This is a genomic window from Streptomyces sp. NPDC005803, from assembly GCF_040630435.1.
Classification (GTDB): domain Bacteria; phylum Actinomycetota; class Actinomycetes; order Streptomycetales; family Streptomycetaceae; genus Streptomyces.
The window spans coordinates 169531-186469 of the sequence record NZ_JBEXXO010000018.1 but is presented as its reverse complement, the minus strand read 5'-3'; the positions used below and the strand labels follow the sequence as shown (position 1 = coordinate 186469).

Annotated in this window: 18 protein-coding genes; 8 read left to right on the top strand and 10 right to left on the bottom strand. The window is 70.2% G+C overall.

Features of this window, described 5'->3' with window-relative positions; all coding sequences use genetic code 11:
* Window positions 1-128: 128 nt before the first annotated feature.
* Window positions 129-1283, bottom strand: coding sequence for an adenosine deaminase (locus ABZ454_RS25145; protein ID WP_356315342.1), 1155 nt, complete (start codon window positions 1281-1283; stop codon window positions 129-131).
* Window positions 1284-1387: 104 nt separating this feature from the next.
* Between ABZ454_RS25145 and ABZ454_RS25140 the strand changes: the two genes are divergently transcribed.
* The 3 genes from ABZ454_RS25140 to ABZ454_RS25130 all read left to right on the top strand — a co-directional run bounded on the left by ABZ454_RS25140 (window position 1388) and on the right by ABZ454_RS25130 (window position 3918).
* Window positions 1388-2149, top strand: coding sequence for an alpha/beta hydrolase (locus ABZ454_RS25140; protein ID WP_356315345.1), 762 nt, complete (start codon window positions 1388-1390; stop codon window positions 2147-2149).
* Between the two features lie 235 nt (window positions 2150-2384).
* The gene (bla, locus tag ABZ454_RS25135; RefSeq protein WP_359541063.1) at window positions 2385-3338 is read left to right on the top strand and encodes a class A beta-lactamase; all 954 of its coding nucleotides are present in this window, start codon (window positions 2385-2387) and stop codon (window positions 3336-3338) included.
* An 82-nt stretch (window positions 3339-3420) separates the two neighbouring features.
* Window positions 3421-3918 (top strand): hypothetical protein, encoded by a 498-nt coding sequence (locus ABZ454_RS25130; protein WP_359541062.1) that lies wholly within the window; start codon window positions 3421-3423, stop codon window positions 3916-3918.
* Between the two features lie 32 nt (window positions 3919-3950).
* Here ABZ454_RS25130 and ABZ454_RS25125 read toward each other — a convergent pair whose 3' ends face one another.
* A complete protein-coding gene (locus tag ABZ454_RS25125) occupies window positions 3951-4463 on the bottom strand; it encodes an ATP-binding protein (RefSeq protein ID WP_359541061.1) in 513 nt (170 codons plus the stop codon).
* Between the two features lie 144 nt (window positions 4464-4607).
* On the opposite strand from ABZ454_RS25125, the gene ABZ454_RS25120 reads away from it, so the two are divergent.
* Complete coding sequence (locus ABZ454_RS25120; protein WP_359541059.1) at window positions 4608-5456, top strand: helix-turn-helix transcriptional regulator; 849 nt, start codon at window positions 4608-4610, stop codon at window positions 5454-5456.
* Window positions 5453-5644: a DUF397 domain-containing protein gene (locus ABZ454_RS25115; protein ID WP_359541057.1), complete on the top strand. Its 192-nt coding sequence runs from the start codon at window positions 5453-5455 to the stop codon at window positions 5642-5644. Before ABZ454_RS25120 ends, ABZ454_RS25115 begins: the two co-directional genes overlap by 4 nt.
* Before the next feature lie 9 nt (window positions 5645-5653).
* Here the strand turns inward: ABZ454_RS25115 and ABZ454_RS25110 are convergent, their stop codons facing one another.
* Window positions 5654-6607, bottom strand: coding sequence for a LysR family transcriptional regulator (locus ABZ454_RS25110; protein ID WP_356315373.1), 954 nt, complete (start codon window positions 6605-6607; stop codon window positions 5654-5656).
* Window positions 6608-6669: 62 nt separating this feature from the next.
* Between ABZ454_RS25110 and ABZ454_RS25105 the strand changes: the two genes are divergently transcribed.
* The 3 genes from ABZ454_RS25105 to ABZ454_RS25095 all read left to right on the top strand — a co-directional run bounded on the left by ABZ454_RS25105 (window position 6670) and on the right by ABZ454_RS25095 (window position 9901).
* On the top strand, window positions 6670-7992 hold the full coding sequence (locus tag ABZ454_RS25105; RefSeq protein ID WP_359541054.1) for an MFS transporter: 1323 nt from the start codon (window positions 6670-6672) through the stop codon (window positions 7990-7992).
* 103 nt (window positions 7993-8095) lie between these two features.
* Window positions 8096-8803: a L,D-transpeptidase family protein gene (locus ABZ454_RS25100; protein WP_356315379.1), complete on the top strand. Its 708-nt coding sequence runs from the start codon at window positions 8096-8098 to the stop codon at window positions 8801-8803.
* A 99-nt stretch (window positions 8804-8902) separates the two neighbouring features.
* On the top strand, window positions 8903-9901 hold the full coding sequence (locus ABZ454_RS25095; RefSeq protein ID WP_359541052.1) for a sigma-70 family RNA polymerase sigma factor: 999 nt from the start codon (window positions 8903-8905) through the stop codon (window positions 9899-9901).
* A gap of 163 nt (window positions 9902-10064) precedes the next feature.
* On the opposite strand, the gene ABZ454_RS25090 is transcribed toward ABZ454_RS25095, so the two are convergent.
* From ABZ454_RS25090 to ABZ454_RS25060, 7 genes are all read right to left on the bottom strand, one after another.
* Window positions 10065-10403 (bottom strand): STAS domain-containing protein, encoded by a 339-nt coding sequence (locus ABZ454_RS25090; protein ID WP_356315384.1) that lies wholly within the window; start codon window positions 10401-10403, stop codon window positions 10065-10067.
* Window positions 10404-10422: 19 nt separating this feature from the next.
* A complete protein-coding gene (locus ABZ454_RS25085) occupies window positions 10423-11013 on the bottom strand; it encodes a Uma2 family endonuclease (protein ID WP_359541051.1) in 591 nt (196 codons plus the stop codon).
* Between the two features lie 122 nt (window positions 11014-11135).
* On the bottom strand, window positions 11136-12413 hold the full coding sequence (locus ABZ454_RS25080) for a thymidine phosphorylase (protein WP_359541049.1): 1278 nt from the start codon (window positions 12411-12413) through the stop codon (window positions 11136-11138).
* 130 nt (window positions 12414-12543) lie between these two features.
* On the bottom strand, window positions 12544-12948 hold the full coding sequence (locus tag ABZ454_RS25075) for a cytidine deaminase (RefSeq protein WP_356315393.1): 405 nt from the start codon (window positions 12946-12948) through the stop codon (window positions 12544-12546).
* Window positions 12945-14207, bottom strand: a complete 1263-nt coding sequence (locus ABZ454_RS25070) for an ABC transporter permease (RefSeq protein ID WP_359541048.1) — start codon at window positions 14205-14207, stop codon at window positions 12945-12947. The genes ABZ454_RS25075 and ABZ454_RS25070 overlap by 4 nt, the downstream gene beginning before the upstream one ends.
* A complete protein-coding gene (locus tag ABZ454_RS25065) occupies window positions 14204-15322 on the bottom strand; it encodes an ABC transporter permease (protein WP_356315399.1) in 1119 nt (372 codons plus the stop codon). Before ABZ454_RS25065 ends, ABZ454_RS25070 begins: the two co-directional genes overlap by 4 nt.
* Window positions 15322-16905: an ABC transporter ATP-binding protein gene (locus ABZ454_RS25060; protein ID WP_359541102.1), complete on the bottom strand. Its 1584-nt coding sequence runs from the start codon at window positions 16903-16905 to the stop codon at window positions 15322-15324. The genes ABZ454_RS25065 and ABZ454_RS25060 overlap by 1 nt, the downstream gene beginning before the upstream one ends.
* Window positions 16906-16939: the final 34 nt, after the last annotated feature.

Here is a 16939-nt window from a genome sequence, read left to right as displayed (position 1 = left end):
TCATCCTTGGGGAAGGGGATGTGAGCGGCTCTGCAACTTAGCCATCCGGCTGCCCGTCCCGCAAACCTCCGAAAACGCGGGAAACGGCCGGGAAAAGTGATTCCCGGCCGTTTCCCGAAGGTGGATGATCAGCCGTCCACCGAGGTGGAGACGCTGGTCGCAGCGGTCTGCTCGAAGAGCCATTCGGATTTCAGCTCGGCGTACCCGGGCTTGATGACGTCACTGATCATCGCCAGACGTTCATCGAAAGGAATGAATGCTGATTTCATCGCATTGACGGTGAACCACTGCATGTCGTCGAGCGTGTATCCGAAGGTCTCGGTCAGCTTCTCGAATTCCTGACTCATGCTCGTCCCGCTCATCAGCCGGTTGTCCGTGTTCACGGTGGCCCGGAAGTGGAGCCGGCGCAGCAGCCCGATGGGGTGCTCGGCGTACGAGGCCGCGGCACCGGTCTGCAGGTTGGAGGTCGGGCAGAGCTCGAGCGGGATGCGCTTGTCCCGTACGTAGGAGGCGAGGCGGCCGAGCTTCACACTGCCGTCCTCCGCGACCTCGATGTCGTCGATGATGCGGACGCCGTGGCCGAGCCGGTCGGCGCCGCACCACTGGATGGCCTGCCAGATCGACGGCAGCCCGAAGGCCTCGCCGGCGTGGATGGTGAAGTGGTTGTTCTCGCGCTTGAGGTACTCGAAGGCGTCGAGGTGCCGGGTGGGCGGGAAGCCGGCCTCGGCGCCCGCGATGTCGAAGCCGACGACGCCCTGCTCGCGGTAGCGGTTGGCCAGTTCGGCGATCTCCAGCGACCGGGCGGCGTGCCGCATCGCGGTGAGCAGCGCGCCCACCCGGATCCGGTTGCCGTCCTGGCGCGCCCGGCGCTCGCCCTCGCGGAAGCCCTCGTTGACCGCCTCGACGACCTCTTCGAGGGTCAGCCCGGCTTCCAGGTGCTGCTCGGGCGCGTACCGCACCTCGGCGTACACGACACCGTCCGCGGCCAGGTCCTCCGCGCACTCGGCGGCGACCCGGACCAGTGCGTCACGGGTCTGCATGACGGCGCAGGTATGGGCGAACGTCTCCAGATACCGCTCCAGAGAACCGGAGTCGGCGGCTTCCCGGAACCAGATGCCGAGCTTGTCGGCCTCGGTCTCCGGAAGGCCGTCGTATCCGTTCGCGGCGGCGAGTTCGACGACCGTCCCGGGGCGCAGGCCGCCGTCGAGGTGGTCGTGGAGAAGGACCTTGGGGGCACGCCGGATCTGGTCCTGGCCGGGCACATTACGGGTCGGGCTCATCATCTACGCACTCTAGCGCCTACGCGCGTAGAGCGCCGCCCCGGCGATACGTAACAGAGACCGCGAAGACAGGTGGCGTACACCCGCGCTTCTGACACTGTTACGTCATGGCACAGCGCGCACTCCCCCTGCCTGCTGCAAGGCTGGGACGGGCCGTCAGGACGGCCGGAGCATCCATCACGGTCAGCGGCGTCGTCCTGCTGCTCCCCGACGGCGAGCCCCACTCGTACCGCCGCCCCTCCCCCCTCTCCTACGCCCGCCGGCTCCCGCTGGCCCGGGCCCTGGCCCGCGCCGGCGGCGACGACGGCCTCGCCGCCCACGTCGTGCACTACCGCTGCCGCGGCTGGAACACCACGGACGCCCACCTCGCGGCGGACGCCGAATGGGCGGTGGACGAGGTCGTACGCCGCTACGGCGACATCCCCGTCTGCCTGGCCGGCCACGGCATGGGCGGCCGCGCGGCCCTCCGCGCGGGCGGCCACCCGGCCGTCACCTCGGTCCTCGCGATGGCCCCCTGGCTCCCGGGCGACCCTGACGCCGAACCGGAGCCGGTCAAGCACCTGGTCGGCCGCCAGGTCCTGCTGGTCCACGGCACGAACGACGCCCGCTCCGACCCCGAGCTGTCGTTCCGCCTGGCCGAACGGGCCAAGAAGTCCAACCGCGACACCTGCCGCTTCGAGGTCCACTCGGACGGCCACGCACTGCGCCAGCACAACGCCGAAGTGACGGCCCTGGCCACGGACTTCATCCGCGGCTCCCTCTTCGGCCGGGGCTACGCGCGCCCGGTCGCCGACGCACTGGCGGCCCCGCCGCCGCTGGGACTGCGGATGCCGCTGGCGGCGGGGTTCGGGAGGTCGTTGCAGGGGTGAGGGGCCCGGGGAGATTGGTCACCGGGCCCTCTCTCCGCCACCGCGGGACTCCGTCAGGTGCCCTGGTGCCCCGTAGTTCCTCCACTGCCGCCCGGGCGGGCGGCGCTCCTCGAAGACGGCGGGTTCCGGGGGCGCTGATGGGGGCCCGGTCGCTGCGCGGTTCCTGTACAACCTCGCACAGTGAGCAGCAGCGGCCTGTCCGAACGGCCGCCACCGAAGGGAACGTCCACACCTCATGCACCGTCGCACTCGCGTCTCCCGTCGCGCCGCCCTCGCCGTGCTGGCTGGAGCCGCGACCCTGCCTCTCGCCGGGTGTGCCGCCACCCCGGACGACACCGCCCCGACGACATCCGGTCCGACTCCGCCCGCAGCGAAGCCATCCGCATCACCGCCGTCTGCCGATCTCCGTGCGGAGCGCGCGTTCATGGAACTGGAGCGGAAGTTCGACGCCCGGCTGGGCGTCTACGCACTCGACACCGGCAGCGGCCGGACCGTGACCCACCGGCCCGACGAACGCTTCGCCTACGCCTCCACCTGCAAGGCACTGCTCGCCGGCGCCGTACTCGACAGGAACTCCCTGCGACAGCTCGACCGGCTCGTGCGCTACGACCGCGACGACCTCGTCGACAACTCGCCGATCACCGAGCAGCACGTCGCCGCCGGACTCACCCTGCGTGAGCTGTGCGACGCAGCCGTCCGCTACAGCGACAACGCCGCGGCCAACCTCCTCTTCCGCGAACTCGGCGGCCCTCGGAGCCTCCAGGACGCCCTGCGCGCGCTGGGTGACAGCATCACCCGCTGTGACCGCTACGAGACCGCGCTCAGTGACGCGACCCCAGGGGACCTCCGCGACACCAGCACGCCCCGCGCCCTCGCCGAGGATCTGCGCGCGTACGTCCTGGGCACCACTCTCCCGGCGGACAAGAGGGCGGTACTGACCGACTGGCTCAGGCGCAACACGACCGGTGACCACACCATCCGGGCCGGCACTCCCGACGGATGGCAGGTCGCGGACAAGACCGGCACCGGGGGCTACGGCACGCGCAACGACATCGCGGTCATCTGGCCACCCGACGCCGCCCCCCTCGTCCTGTCCGTCCTCTCGCGGCGCGACACCAAGGATGCCGGACGCGACGACGCCCTCATCGCTCACGCTGCCGAGGCCGCTCTCATGCGGTTGCCCAGATGACGATTCCCCTTCCGAGGGGCAGCGGGCTTTGAGCGGACAGCTAGGATCAGGGCCTTTGGGTGCGGGCTGTGGGGGCGCTTTTATGGTCGGCTCGGCGGGCCTCAGACGTCGGGGCGCGCTCGCGCTGTGCCTGGCGACCGTACTGGTGGCGTGTACGTCGACTGCCAGGGAGAAAGACGGCAACGAAGTCCGTACGGACTCCGAACCGCTCGAACGTCGGTTCGCCACGCTCGGCCCGCTCTCCGACGCACATTGGCTCGGCGTCGTGCCGGGTACCACCGATTCGAGGATTCCTGGCCCCACCGACCTTCGTGTGGTGGGCTTCGCCCAGCTGCGGGCCGGTGCCGTCGCCTCCATCGTGGGGGCGTCGCAGCGAGGTTTTCAGGCCGAGAAGCCACCCCGACTGCCGGAAGAACTTGCGCCGTTCATGCCGAAGAAGGCCCGGTGGGTCCGTAGCGAGTCCTTCGACCGCCAGGTGACGGGCGGGACGTATCCCGGACGGTTCTACTTCGACGCGGCTACGGACCGGGTCTGCTTCGACACGATCAATGCGAGCGTTGCTGCCGGTTCCAGAACGTGAGGGGGCCCGGTTCGACTGCGTAGACGTCAGCTTCACCGAGCGCGCTCGGTGGGCGACTCACCCCGCCTACCGCTCGGATCGAGCCGTGGCCCTCGTGTCCGGCGGTCGACCGGCCCCGTCTCCGCCCACACCGTCTTGCCCGGCCCGAGCCGGTCGCTCACGCCCCAGCGGCCGGCGACGGCCTCCACGATGAGCAGGCCCCTGCCACCGTCGGCCTCCGCGTCGGGCGGAGGAACGGACGTGGGGTCGGGGCGAGCGTCATGGGTATCGGAGATCTCGACGCGTACGACGCCGGTCTCGTGGGTGTACGAGAGCCGCAGCTCGAAGTCCCGCCCCGGTACGCGTCCGTGCAGGACCGCATTGGCGGCGAGCTCCGCGACAAGGAGTGCCACGTCGTCGGAGAGCGGGGTGCCGTACGGGATCCCCCAGACGTCGAGCTTCCATACGGCCAGGCGCCGCGCGAGGGTCGCCCCCAGACGCGTGGCCGAGCACCGCTGGGCGAACGCACATACGGTCACGGGTGGTTGGGCTTGCAGTGCTGTCATGCGCTCAGCGTTCCGCCCCGGCCGCCCCTTCCAGCAGGAACAACACCCATACAGATCCAGCTGTATGGGTTGACGCTCTGGACGGGGCGAGTCACCGTCCGTAATCATGGCCGAGTTGATCGAGGCGCGGAAGACGGAGCGGCGATGACGGCGGACCACGAGAGCACCACATCCAACGGCGAACCCGAACCCTCCGACAGCCTCAAGACGTTCGGTGCGGTCATGAAGGCCCTGCGCGAGGCCGCCGGCCTCACGCAGGAGGAGTTCGCACCCCGCGTGCGGTACTCGCCCGCCTACATCGCCAAGATCGAGCAGGGCAAGCGGTTCCCGCCCGAAAACCTCCCGGAGCGGGCGACCGAGGCCCTGGGGCCGGTAGCGGGCAAGGTCCTCGCCGCTGCCGCGCGAAGTCTGCGGAGGAGGGCCGGGCTGGCCTCCTGGTTCCAGCAGTGGGCGGGGATCGAGGAGGAGGCGATCACGCTGTACGCGTACGAGTGCCGGGGCGTCCCGGGACTGCTGCAGCCGGAGGAGTACATCCGGGCGGTGTTCGAACGGCGCCTTCCACCACTCGCGGAGGACGCGTTCGAGCAGCAGGTGGCCGCACGTCTGGCGCGCCAGGATCTCCTGCGGGGACGCCCCAACACCTCCTTCTCGTTCCTCATCGAACAAGCCGTACTCGAACGCCGCTTAGGGGGTGCGCAGGTCACGTCCGCACTCATCGACAACGTGCTGAGGCAGGGCGGCCGACGCAACGTAGAGGTTCTCGTCATGCCGCTCAGGCAGCCGGATCACTCCGGCATCGACGGGCAGATGTACCTCGCCGAGACTCCCTCGAACAGCTGGTTCGGCTACGTCGAAGGCCATGACAGCAGCACCCTCCTCACCGACCCGAAAGTGGTCAGTGCCATGCTCCAGCGCTATGGCAAGATGCGCTCACAGGCGCTGAGCCACGAGGCCTCGGCGGGCCTGCTGAAGCAGATGCTAGGAGCGCTATGAGTACCGAACTGGCCTGGTTCAAGAGCAGTTACAGCGGCAGCGGCGGCGACAACTGCGTCGAGGTCGCCCTGCGCCCCGACGCCGTCCACGTACGCGACTCCAAGGACACGTCCCGCCCGCCCTTCACCGTCTCCCCCACCGCCTGGTCGGTCTTCACCCCGTACGCGTCCGCCTCCCCCGCCTCCTGACCCGCCCCGTCAGTCCGGCAGCAGGTTCCCCCGCCGCGACAGCAGGAACTTCTTGAACGCCGCCACCGGTGGGGTGTCCGGGTGCCCGTCCAGCCACGCCACACCGATCTCCCGCGCGGCCCGGGGTGCCGTCACCGTCAGCTCCACCACTCCGGGGCGGGCCACCGCCGGGGGCGGGAGCAGCGCCACGCCCAGGCCGGCCGCGACCAGACCGCGGAGGGTTTCGGCCTCCTCGCCCTCGAACGCGACGCGCGGGACGAAGCCCGCCTCCGTGCACAGGTCGTCCGTGATGCGGCGCAGGCCGTAGCCGGGTTCCAGGGTGACGAAGGTTTCGTCGGCGGCCTCCGCCAGGCGGATGCGGCGGCGGGTGGCCAGGCGGTGGTCCTCGGGGACCACCAGGCGCAGCCGCTGTTCGTCCAGGCGGCGGGCGACGAGGTCCGGGGCGTCGGGGACCGGTGAGGTGAGGCAGAGGTCGAGGCCGCCGGCGCGGAGGCGTTCGAGCATGGCCTCGCCGTAGTTCTGGACGAGCTGGAAGCGGACCCGGGGGTGGTCGACGCGGAAGGCCCGGATGAGGGCGGGGACGGTTTCCGAGCCCATGGTGTGCAGGAAGCCGAAGGCGACCCTGCCCGCGGTGGGGTCGGCGTCGGCCCGTACCGAGTCGGCGGCCTTCTCCACCTCGGCGAGGGCCCGCTCGGCGGAACCGAGGAAGGTGCGGCCCGCGGGGGTGAGGGAGACGGTGCGGCCCTTGCGGGCGAAGAGGGCGACGCCCAGGTCCTGTTCCAGGCGGACCATGGCCCGCGAGAGCGTGGACTGCGGGACGCCCAGCTCGTGCGCGGCGCGGGTGACGTGCTCGTGGCGGGCGACGGCCTCGAAGTACACGAGGCGCGGCGCAAGGACCGCGCGGATGTCTTCTTCGTAACTGCTCGGTGACAGCCGAGGCTGTGAGCTGTACTGATGCGCCATGGGATTGATTATCGCGTGTCTGTGCATTGGACGCATGAAACGTGGCGGCCTACGTTCGTGGCATGCCTCCTGCCAGTACCGGGGCGTCCACCCTCATCGTGGCCGCCTCGACCCAGTCGTCCCCCGTCGCCGCAACCGTTCCCGCCGTACCCGCCGTCGCGGACCGGCTCGAGCCCGGACGCCCCGGCTACCGCCGGATGAGCTTCGCGCTCTTCGCCGCCGGTGTCGCGACGTTCGCACTCCTCTACTCCACCCAGGCGCTGCTGCCCGCCGTCTCCGCGTCCTTCGGCGCGACGGCCGGGCAGGCGAGCTGGACGGTGTCCGCCGCGACGGGCGCGCTGGCGCTGTGTGTGCTGCCGATGAGCGCGCTGTCCGAGCGGTTCGGGCGGCGGCAGATGATGACCGCCTCGCTGGTGGTGGCCGTGGCGGTCGGGCTGTTCGTGCCGTTCGCGCCGTCGCTGGGCTGGCTGATCGCGCTGCGCGCGATCCAGGGCGCCGCGCTCGCGGGTCTGCCCGCCTCGGCGATGGCGTACCTGGCGGAGGAGGTCCGGCCGAAGGCGCTCGTCGCCGCGATCGGACTGTTCGTGGCCGGCAACAGCATCGGCGGCATGAGCGGCCGCATCCTCACCGGCTGGATCGCCCAGGCGTGGGGCTGGCGGGCGGCGCTCGGCGCGGTGGGGCTGCTGGCCGTGGTCTGCGCGGTCGTCTTCCACTTCATGATTCCCCGGGCCCGGCACTTCACCCCGGGTTCGCTGAATCCGAGGGCCCTGGCGAAGACCGTCGGAGGGCACCTCTCCGACCCGCTGCTGCGCCGGCTGTACGCGATCGGCGCACTGTTCATGACGGTGTTCGGCGCGGTCTACACGGTGATCGGCTACCGGCTCGTCGAGGCGCCGTTCAACCTGCCGCAGGGTGTCGTCGGCTCGATCTTCCTGGTCTATCTCGTCGGCACGGTCTCCTCCGCGGCCGCGGGGCGGCTCGTCGGCCGGCTGGGCCGCCGGGGCGCGCTCTACCTCGCCGTCTCCACCACGGCCGCCGGTCTGCTGCTCTCGCTGGCCGACCAGCTGGCCGCCGTGCTCCTCGGCCTGGTCCTGATCACGGCCGGCTTCTTCGCCGGGCACGCGGTCGCCTCGTCCTCCGTGAGCCGTACGGCGACCACCGGGCGCGCCCAGGCCTCGGCGCTCTACCAGTCGGCGTACTACCTGGGCTCCAGCGCGGGCGGCACGCTCGGCGCGGTCGCCTTCCACGCCGGGGGCTGGGCGGGCACGGTCACGCTCGGACTGCTCGCGGTCCTCGGAGTCGCCTCGATCACGCTGTACGGCACGCGTGCGGCGCGTGTCGAGCGGCGCCGGCCGGCCGTCGCGACGGCGTCCGTACAGAACTGAGACATTCGACGCACAACCATCCACTCCCCGACGCGCGTCTAGCAGGCGGAATCACCGCACGGCGCGCGAAGGGGAGTTGGCGTACATGGAAAGCACAGGGATCATGCGGAACATACGAGGCGTCCGGATGCGGCGCGGGCTCGCGCTGTCCGTCGCCGGACTGACCGCGATACCGGCGTTCGTGCTCGGGACCGGCGGCACCGCCCAGGCGGCGTCCTGCACGACGTCCAAGGGCCCGTACCAGAAGCAGGTCGAGAAGTACCTGCACCTGAAGGTGGACGGCAAGCAGTCGGCGGCCGACTGCAAGGCGATCCGCTCGTTCCAGAGCACGTACGGGGTCACGCCCACGATCGGTTACGCCGGGCCGGTCACCTGGCGCACCATGCAGACGATCACCGCGCAGAAGGCGGCCGGGAAGAACCCGAACAAGGCCAGGAAGTGCCCCACCAACAAGGGGCGCATCGCGTGCGTGGACCTGACCCGGCAGATCACCTGGATCCAGGACGGCAGCAAGCTGAAGTTCGGGCCGGTGCCGGTGCGGACCGGCCGGGACGGGTACGAGACCCGGACCGGGGCGAAGAAGATCTACTGGAAGCACAAGAACCACGTCTCGTCGCTCTACCACGTGGCGATGCCGTACTCGCAGTTCTTCGACGGCGGCCAGGCCTTCCACGCGGTCGGCGTGAAGATGTGGAACCCGCCGGGCTCGCACGGCTGCGTCAACATGCGCACCGCCGACGCGAAGTCATACTGGAACCTGTTGAAGAACGGCGACGACGTCTACGTGTACGGGCGCAAGCTCGGAACGTGACCGCTTCTCCTCTTCCCGCCCCCGTTGTCAGTCCTCTGCGGTAGCTTCCGAAGTGCTGGAGTGAGCGGTGTCACAGCACAACAGGGGTGAAGTGAAGCGATGACTGATCTGACGGCGACGACGACCGACATCGACAGCCGTCTGGAGGGACACCGGGTCGAGCTGACCGGCTACTGCTACCGGATGCTCGGCTCGGCCTTCGAGGCGGAGGACGCGGTCCAGGACACCCTGGTGCGCGCGTGGCGCAACTTCGACAAGTTCGAGGGGCGCTCCTCGCTGCGGTCCTGGCTCTACCGCATCGCGACGAACGTCTGTCTCGACATGCTGAACGCGGGCAACAAGCGGGCCAGGCCGGTCGATCTGACCGGTCCGACCCCGCTCGCGCAGGCCGCGCTCAACCCGCTCCCGGAGAACACCTGGCTGGAGCCGATGCCGGACGGGCGGATCCTGCCGACGGTCGCCGACCCGGCGGAGGCGGCGGTGGCGCGCGAGTCGGTACGGCTCGCGTTCGTCGCCGCGCTCCAGCACCTTCCGCCTAAGCAGCGGGCGGTCCTGATCCTGCGCGAGGTGCTCGCGTGGAAGGCGAGCGAGGTCGCCGAACTGCTCGACACCTCGGTCGCCTCGGTCAACAGCGCCCTGCAACGGGCCCGGGCGACGCTGACCGAGCACCAGGGCTCCGCCTCGACGGCCGACACCGCCGACCCGCTCGACGAGGAACAGCGCAAGCTCCTGGAGCGGTACGTGGCGGCGTTCGAGGGCTACGACATGAAGGCCCTGACCGCGCTCCTCCACGAGGACGCCGTGATGACCATGCCGCCGTTCGACCTCTGGCTCCAGGGGCACGACGACATCGCGGGCTTCATGACGTCCATCGGGGCGTCCTGCGAGGGCTCCCGGCTGGTCGCCACGTCGGCGAACGGCACCCCGGCGTTCGCACACTACAAGCCGAATCCGGACGGCCCCGGCTTCGTGCCGTGGGCGGTCCAGGTCATCGACATCCAGGCCGGCGCGATCACCGGGATGCACTGCTTCCTGGACACCCCGCGCTGGTTCCCGCTGTTCGGCCTGCCGGACCACCTGGAGGCGGACGCGGCGTGAGACGGGGCGTGGGGCGAGGGCTGGTGGCGGGGTGGGTGGTGCTCACGGTCGCCGGCTGGGGCGTCGCGCAAGGACTGGGTGAAGTGGTCAGCGACTACGCGGTGATCGGCGGCTGATCCGCGGGGCCGCCCCGGCCTGACCGGGACGCCGACGCCCCGCCCCCTCAGGAAGGCACGTCGTCCAGGCCGACCACGTCCGCCAACCCCACCAGATCGATGAGCAGTTGAAGCTCGGGCGGGGTCCCGCGCAGCCGCAGCCGTCTGCCGCCCGCCCGGCGTGCGACCAGTGAGAGGCGGGCGATCGCCTCCACGGAGGCCAGATCCGGCTCCACGACGCCGCCCACGTCACAGTCCACCACCGCGGCGTCCGACGTGGTCAGTATCGCCTCCAGGTCGGCGCAGAGGCGGGGCGTACCGGCCCGGGTGACGCGTCCGGAGAGGACGAGGACGGCCGGTGACAAGGGATCCATACCTAGGAGACCGGCGATGCGGGCGAAACTCATCGCGGCGCTGTGGTGCTTCTCAGCTCACGGGGAAGATCCCGGTGTCCAGATCCAGCCCGAACGGCTCGGGAAGCGTCAGCTTCTCCCCGTACTCGACCGTGTTCAGCACGCGGTACGTGCCGTCGGCCGGCTCCCCGTACAGCGTGGCGGTGGGGCGGCCGGAGTGCCAGGGATCGAGGAGCAGGAAGAGCTCGACGCCGGCCTGCGCGTACCCGTGTGTCTTGCCGATGCGGTCGTGGTTGGCGTTGGCCCGCGAGGTGATCTCGACGACGAGCCGTACCTCTTCCGCCGGGACGCGGTTGCCCGGCCCGGTGGCCACCGCTCGCGGCAGCACGACGAGGTCGGGGATGTAGAGCCCGGCACGGCCCGGCACGGAGACGCCGAGGGTCTGGTAGATCCCCCAGTCATCCGGGATGACGCCGTAGAGCCTGCGCTGTAGCAGTTCAGCAGTGGTGTTGTGGTCCTTGGACGGCGGTGGCGACACGGTGACGATCCCCTCGATGATCTCCACCTTGCAGCCCTCGGGCGCGTCCGTCTCCTCCCAGATCCGGACGAGGTCGTCCCAGTCCTGGCCGAAGCCCGGCACGGGGTCGACAGTGAGTGCGCTCATGGCGGTCTCCTCTTATCGGTGCGTCACCGAGTCCAGCATGCCGAACGGGACCGGTGGCAGTCCACCGGTCCCGTTCACCCGTACGAGGAAGCCGCAGGTCGCAGGTCGCAGGTCAGGAGAGGTCAGGCGATACGTTCCCGCACCACCGGCGTGGCCGTGAACGGCGTGCCTGACGGGGCGATGTCGTACGCCTCCGGCAGCGCCTTCAGCGCGTACTCGAACTTCTCCGGGGTGTCCGTGTGCAGCGTCAGCAGCGGCTGGCCGGCCGTCACCTCGTCGCCCGGCTTGGCGTGCAGTTCGACGCCCGCGCCGGCCTGGACCGGGTCCTCCTTGCGGGCGCGGCCCGCGCCGAGGCGCCAGGCGGCGACGCCGATGTCGTAGGCGTCCAGGCGGGTCAGGACGCCGGAGGACGGGGCCGTGACGACGTGCTGTTCGCGGGCGACCGGCAGCGTGGCGTCCGGGTCGCCGCCCTGGGCGGAGATCATGCGGCGCCAGACGTCCATGGCCGAGCCGTCCGCGAGGGCCTTCTCCGGGTCGGCGTCCTTGAGTCCGGCGGCGTCCAGCATTTCGCGGGCGAGGGCGAGGGTGAGGTCGATGACGTCCTTCGGGCCGCCGCCGGCCAGGACCTCCACCGATTCGCGGACCTCCAGGGCGTTGCCCGCGGTCAGACCGAGGGGGGTGGCCATGTCGGTGAGCAGGGCGACCGTGCGTACGCCGCTGTCGGTACCCAGGGCGACCATGGTGGAGGCCAGTTCGCGGGCGTCGTCGATCGTCTTCATGAAGGCGCCGGAGCCGACCTTGACGTCCAGGACGAGTGCGCCGGTGCCTTCGGCGATCTTCTTGGACATGATCGAGCTGGCGATGAGCGGGATGGCCTCGACGGTGCCGGTGACGTCGCGCAGCGCGTACAGCTTCTTGTCGGCGGGGGCCAGGCCGTCGCCCGCCGCGCAGATGACGGCGCCGGTCGTGTCGAGGACGTTCAGCATCTCCGCGTTGGAGAGGTGCGCGCGCCAGCCGGGGATGGACTCCAGCTTGTCGAGCGTGCCACCGGTGTGGCCGAGGCCGCGGCCACTGAGCTGCGGTACGGCGGCGCCGCAGGCGGCGACCAGCGGGGCGAGCGGCAGGGTGATCTTGTCGCCGACGCCGCCGGTGGAGTGCTTGTCGGTGGTGGGGCGGGAGAGCGCGTCGAAGTTCATCCGCTCGCCGGAGGCGATCATGGCGGCGGTCCAGCGGGCGATCTCCGTACGGTTCATGCCGTTGAGCAGGATCGCCATGGCCAGTGCGGACATCTGCTCGTCGGCGACCTCGCCGCGGGTGTACGCGTCGATGACCCAGTCGATCTGCTCGGGGGTCAGCTCGCCTCGGTCCCGCTTGGTGCGGATGACGGAGATGGCGTCCATGTCCTGGAGTCCTTCCGGCCGGTACGTACGCATGAGTGTGGTGACTCTACGCGCATAGAGGATGTGAGAACCGCCGGACGGGCCCTCAGTGGTCCGGGGGCCCGTCCGGCGGTGGGGAACGAAGCGGTGGTCAGCCGAGGTGCGCGGGGCCGAACGCCTGCGGCAGCATCTCGTCGAGCGTGCGGAAGCCGTCCGGGGTCTCCAGGACGAGTTCCGGTCCGCCGAACTCGTACAGCAGCTGCCGGCACCTGCCGCACGGCACCAGGATCTCGCCCGCCCCGTCCACGCAGGTGAAGTGGGTCAGACGGCCGCCGCCGGTGGCGTGCAGCTGGGAGACCAGTCCGCACTCGGCGCACAGCCCGATGCCGTACGAGGCGTTCTCGACGTTGCAGCCGGCGATCGTACGGCCGTCGTCGACGAGGGCGGCCGCGCCGACCGGGTAGCCCGAGTACGGGGCGTAGGCCCGGGACATGGCGTCCCGGGCGGCCGTACGCAGTGCCTCCCAGTCGACCGGGGGCGTGACGTCCGCGGTCACTTGCCCTCGCCCTTGCGGTACGGCACGCCGTCCGCCTTGGGCATCCGCAGCCGCTGGGACGACAGCGCGAGCACGAGGAGCGTGGTGACGTACGGGGCGGCGTCGACGAACTGGCTCGGGACCTGGTCCGTCAGCCCGTACCAGGTGAACAGCAGTGCGGAGCAGGCCGCCGAGATCACCGCGGCCACGTACTTCTTCCTGTACAGCTGCCAGAAGGCGACGATCACGAGCAGGATCGCCAGGAGCAGCAGCATCGCGTGCACGTTCTCCGCGCCGCCGCGCAGCTTGAGGCTGTCGGTGAAGCCGAAGAGTCCGGCGCCCAGGGCCATGCCGCCCGGCATCCAGTTACCGAAGATCATCGCGGCGAGACCGATGTAACCGCGGCCGCCGGTCTGGCCCTCCTGGTAGATGCTGGTCGCGACGATGGAGAGGAAGGCGCCGCCGAGACCGGCCAGTCCGCCGGAGATGACGACGGCGATGTACTTGTACTTGTAGACGTTCACGCCGAGGGTCTCGGCGGCCACCGGGCTCTCGCCGCAGGAGCGCAGCCGCAGGCCGAACGCCGTGCGCCACAGCACCCACCAGGTGCCGGGGATCAGCAGCAGGGCGACGACGGTCAGCAGGGACAGTCCGGTCACGAGCCCGCCGATGATGCCGGCGAGGTCGGAGACGAAGAACCAGTGGTGTTGCTGGAGGTCCTGCAGCCAGTCGGAGAGACCTGGAATGGTGATCTTGTCGATCTCCTCCAGGCGGGGGGACTGCTTGGAGGAGCCGCCCGGCTCGTCGGCGAAGGTGAAGTTCGAGAGGTAGCGGGTGACGCCGACGGCGAGGATGTTGATCGCCACACCGGAGACGATGTGGTTCACGCCGAAGGTGACCGTCATGACCGCGTGCAGCAGACCGCCGAGCGCGCCGCCGATGATGCCGAACAGGACGCCGACCCACGGGCCCCACTGGAACCCGGCCCAGGCGCCGAACCAGGTGCCGAGGATCATCATGCCTTCGAGCCCGATGTTGACGACACCGGCCCGCTCGGCCCACAGACCGCCGAGGCCGGCGAGACCGATGGGAACGGCCAGTTCCAGGGCGCCCGCGACCTGGCCCACGGAGGTGATGTCGTTCGCGCCGCTGATCAGCCGGACCAGCGAGACGAGGGCGAGCGCGCCGGCGATGATCAGCAGGACGGCCGGCAGGGAGAGCTTGCGGCCGCCGCCCTTCTTGGGGGCGACGGGTGCGGCGGAGACTTTGCTGGTGCTCACAGGGCCGCCTCCTTCTCGGTCGTGAGGGCGTGGCCGGCGGCGAGCTCTTCGCCGACCTTCTGCTGCTGACGGCGGGTCCCGTAACGGCGGACCAGCTCGTAGCTGATGACGACGGAGATCACGATCAGGCCCTGCATGATCGTGGCGATCTCCTTCTCGAACCCGAACTGGTCGAGGGGGGAGGACGCCTTGTCCAGGAACGCGATCAGCAGGGCGCTGAGGGCGATGCCCACCGGGTGGTTCCGGCCGAGCAGGGCGATGGTGATGCCGGTGAAGCCGATGCCGACCGGGAAGTCGAGGCTGTAGGTGTGGGTGTCGCCGAGCAGCGTCGGCATGCCCGCCAGACCGGCGACCGCGCCGGAGATGAGCATGGACGTCAGGATCATCTTCTTGGCGTCCACGCCGGATGCCTGGGCGGCGCTCTCACTGGCGCCGGTGGCCCGCAGGTCGAAGCCGAAGCGGGTGCGGTTGAGGACGAACCAGTACACGAGGCCGCAGCCGGCGGCGACGAAGGTGAAGCCGTAGATCTCTCCGGACTCGGGGCCCAGGGACAGTCCCGGGAACCAGCCGGACTCGGCGATGTCGCCCGTCGTGAGGTTGTTGGACCCGGCTGCCTGGTCACCGAAGTTCTTCGGCAGGATCAGCCAGGCGATCAGTGACGTCGCGATGGAGTTGAGCATGATCGTGGAGACGACCTCACTCACACCCCGGGTCGTCTTGAGGATGCCCGCGATGCCCGCCCAGAACGCGCCCACCAGCATCGCCACGACGACGATCAGGGTGATCTGGAACGGTCCGGGAAGGTCGACGCTCGCGCCGACGAGGGCGGCCATCATCGCCGCGAGGCGGTACTGGCCGTCGACGCCGATGTTGAAGAGGTTCATCCGGAAGCCGACCGCGACCGCGAGAGCGGCGAGGTAGTACGTACCGGCCTGGTTGATGATCAGTACCTGTACGTCGGAGTACGACGCCTGCTCGAAGAGCAGCCGGTACAGCTCGAACGGATCGCGGTTCGACACGAGCAGCACCAGGGTGCTGAGCACGAAGGCGACGACCAGGGCGAGTGCCGGTCCGGCGAAGCCCAGGATCAGCCGGTCCTTGTCGAGTTTCTTCATCAGGCCTCGTCCTCCGGTGCTGCTTCGAGGTGACCTGCGGCGGCGCCGGTCATGGCCGAGCCCAGTTCCTCGGGGGTGATGGTGGCGGGGTCGGCGTCCGCCACGAGCTGTCCGCGGTACATGACGCGCAGGGTGTCGGAGAGCCCGATGAGCTCGTCCAGGTCCGCCGAGATGAGCAGGACGGCGAGCCCTTCGCGACGGGCGTCGCGGATCTGGTCCCAGATCTGCGCCTGCGCGCCGACGTCCACGCCACGGGTGGGGTGGGCGGCGATCAGGAGCTTGGGCGCGTGGCTCATCTCCCGGCCGACGATCAGCTTCTGCTGGTTGCCGCCGGAGAGGGACGCGGCCGTGACCTCGATGCCCGGGGTGCGGACGTCGTACTCGCGCACGATCCGCACGGTGTCGGCGCGAGCCGCCTTGGTGTCCAGCAGGAAGCCGCGGCTGTTGGGCTTCTCGGTGACGTGGCCGAGGATGCGGTTCTCCCAGAGCGGTGCGTCCAGCAGGACTCCGTGCCGGTGGCGGTCCTCGGGGATGTAGCCGATGCCGCGCTCGCGCCGCTTGCGCGTGGGGGCGCGCGAGATGTCCTCGTCGTCCAGGGTGATCACCCCGCTGTCCGCCGCCTTCATCCCGATGAGGGCGTCGATCAGCTCGGTCTGGCCGTTGCCCTCGACGCCCGCGATGCCGAGGACCTCGCCCTTGTGGATGGTGAAGCCGACGTCGGACAGGACGTCGCGGACGACTCCGTCCGGGTCGGTCATGCTGAGGGAGAGCCCCTCGACGCGGAGCATCGGCACGTCCGTCACCGTGGACTCACGGGTCTCGGGCGACGGCAGTTCGCTGCCGACCATCAGCTCGGCGAGCTGCTTGGTGGTGGTCTGCGCGGGGTCGGCGGTGCCCACCGTCGTGCCGCGCCGGATCACGGTGATCTCGTCGGCGACCGAGAGGACCTCGCCGAGCTTGTGCGAGATGAAGATGACGGTGAGGCCCTCGGCCTTGAGCTCGCGGAGGTTCGCGAAGAGCGCGTCCACCTCCTGCGGGACGAGCACCGCGGTCGGCTCGTCGAGGATGAGGATGCGGGCGCCGCGGTAGAGGACCTTGAGGATCTCCACGCGCTGCCGGTCGGCGACCCCGAGGTCCTCGACGAGCGCGTCGGGCCGGACCCCCAGGCCGTAGGCGTCCGAGATCTCCTTGATCTTCTTGCGGGCGGCGGAACCGATGCCGTGCAGCTTCTCGCCGCCGAGGACGACGTTCTCCAGGACGGTGAAGTTGTCGGCGAGCATGAAGTGCTGGTGCACCATGCCGATGCCGCGCGCGATGGCGTCGCCCGGGTTGTTGAACGAGACCTGCTCGCCGTCCACGGCGATGGTGCCCTCGTCCGGCTTCTGCATGCCGTAGAGGATCTTCATCAGGGTGGACTTGCCGGCACCGTTCTCGCCGACGAGGGCGTGGACCGTGCCCTTGCGCACGGTGATGCCGATGTCGTGGTTGGCGACGACGCCGGGGAAACGCTTGGTGATGCCGTGCAGTTCCACGGCAGGGGGGCTGCTGGACGCGTTGATGACGCACTCTCCTTGGCCGGACAGGAGCGGGGGCGGAGGGGCAGGGGGTGTCTGACGA